At 69.1% G+C, this 2216-nt stretch carries 2 protein-coding genes; both read right to left on the bottom strand.

Features of this window, described 5'->3' with window-relative positions; genetic code table 11:
• Positions 1–962: exodeoxyribonuclease I (gene sbcB, locus I73_RS16515; protein WP_022981629.1), on the bottom strand; the 962-nt coding region annotated here is incomplete at its 3' end.
• Between the two features lie 32 nt (positions 963–994).
• Positions 995–1861, bottom strand: a complete 867-nt coding sequence (locus I73_RS16510; protein WP_040500566.1) for a DNA ligase — start codon at positions 1859–1861, stop codon at positions 995–997.
• Positions 1862–2216 lie beyond the last annotated feature (355 nt).

Genomic DNA, 2216 nt, shown 5'->3' with positions numbered 1-2216 from the left:
TCCAGCCCCCAGCGCTCGGCCATGCCGGGCGACAGCGTCTTCAGGTTGCGAATGACCACCGGCGACTTGTTGACGTGGATGGTCTGATCGGGCAGCGCGTCCAGGCCCTCGGGCAGGTCCTCCGTGCGGGTGTACAGGCGCTGACGGATCTGCTCGGCGTTGAGCGTGAACAACTCCGCTGGATCCTCGGCCAGGTCCCAGACGATCAGCTCGTTGCGGTTGGTGGGGTGCGGGGCCAGAGGCCAAACCACGCCCAGGCAACCCCGCTCCGGCCCGTACATGCCCGAGATGTGAAGAAAGGGCCGTCCCACGCCGATTTCGGCCCAGACGGCGTCCTTCTTTCGCAGCTTCAGGCAAAACTCCCACAGCCGCGGCTGGGCTTCACGGATCTTGCGGGCCAGGGCAATCGTGGCCCGCACGTCGGACAGCGCATCGTGCGCGGCCTCGTGCAGCAGGCCATTGGCCGCGCTCAGGTGCTCCAGCTTGAACGAAGGTCGCCCGTCCTCGTGGCGCGGCCATTCGATGCCCTCGGGCCGCAGCGCATACATGCAGCGCACCGTGTCCAGCAGGTCCCAGCGGCCGCAGTCGTTCTTGTACTCGCGGGCATACGGGTCCATCAGGTTGCGCCAGAACAGGTGGCGCGTCACCTCGTCGTCGAAGCGGATGGAGTTGTAGCCCACGCCCACGGTGCCTGGCCGGGCCAATTCGGCCTCGATGGTCGCGGCAAAACGGTGCTCGGGCAGCCCCTGGGCCAGGCACTGCTGGGGCAGGATGCCGGTGAGCAGGCAGGACTCCGGGTCGGGCAGAGAGTCGGGCGCGGGCTGGCAAAAGACCATGACCGGCTCGCCGACCTCGTTCAGGTCGGCATCCGTGCGCACGCCGGCGAACTGGGACGGCCGGTCCCGGCGGGGCACGCGACCGAAGGTCTCGTAGTCGTGCCAGAAGAAGCTGAAATCGCTCATGGACGCACGATAACCCAGGGCGGACACGGCGCTCAGAAACCCGGCTCGCGCACCCGCAGCAGGGTGGCGAAGCGGGGCAGCCCGGTGGCGGTCAGACCCCGCCAGCTGTAGGTCACGCGGCTGCCCAAGGGGGGCGGCTGGTGACGCTGGGCATCCTTCAGACCGCTGCCCAACAAAAAGACCTGTCCGGCCTCGTTGCGCACCCGCAAAGCGCCCACCAGACCGGCGTACTTGCCGTGGCCGGCCTCATGACCGATGACCACGGCCTCCGCATCCTGCACCGGCTTGAACTTGAAGAGTGCCTCGGTCCGCCCGGTCTGGTAGGACGCATCCGCACGGTGCAGGACCAGGCCCTCGCCCCCTTGCGCCACCACGGCATCGAGCAGACCCTGGAGTTCGGAGGCGTCCGCCACGGGACGTTGGGTCACGGCGACCAGCTGCGGCCAGGCCGCGGCGGCCACCAGAGCCTCGATGTCCCGCGCCCGCTGGCTGAACGTCCCGGGCGCCCCGGGGAGCTCGAAGACCCGGTATTGCAGGGCATGCCAGCCTGGATCCTCCGGATCGCCCCGGCGCAGCAGACCGGACACCTCGTCGAAGCGTCCATGCCCCAGCCACAGCTCGCCATCCAAGGCCTGCGGTGGCAGCCGCGCCAGAAACCACGCGGGCGCAGGGACCAGGCCACCGCCTCTAAATCGCAGCTGCCGTCCGTCCCACAGGGCCCGCACACCGTCGAACTTCTCGCTGACGAGAAAGCCCTGCGGCGACTGGCCGGCAGTCCAGTCCCGGGCCAGCAAGAGCGCAGGTGCGACCTCGGCCCGTGCCGAGGGCGGCGTCCAGGCCATCAGGGCAGCGAGCGACGACAGGGACAAGCCCAGCGCGGGGGAATGGGACAAGGCCATCCGGTCCTCCTGATCTGTGAAGGCCTCCAGCCTAGGTTGCGCGACGGCCGCGCACATCCCGCCGAGGGGGGCGAGCCCTCCCCTCCCCTGAGGAGACCGGGGCCGTGGCAGGCCCCGCCACCGGCCGGCATCCGACAAGGGAAAACGCTGGGCCTTGCCCGCGCTTTTCGGCCGCTTGCCCGGCTTTGACCCCATGCAAGATGTGGCTACTCGCACGCCGACGATGTACTCATTCGGCGCCCCCCCGACCGAGGAGTCCATCCGTGAATCTGAGTCGAAAACTGCCCCTGGCCTTCGGCCTCACCCTGCTGCTGACGCTGCTGGCAGGTTTTGCCGGTCTGTGGACCGCTCACCA

The organism is Ideonella sp. B508-1 (assembly GCF_000333615.1).
Classification (GTDB): domain Bacteria; phylum Pseudomonadota; class Gammaproteobacteria; order Burkholderiales; family Burkholderiaceae_C; genus Ideonella.
Note: the sequence above shows the minus strand (reverse complement) of the source record. Positions and strands in the feature narration are given on the sequence as shown.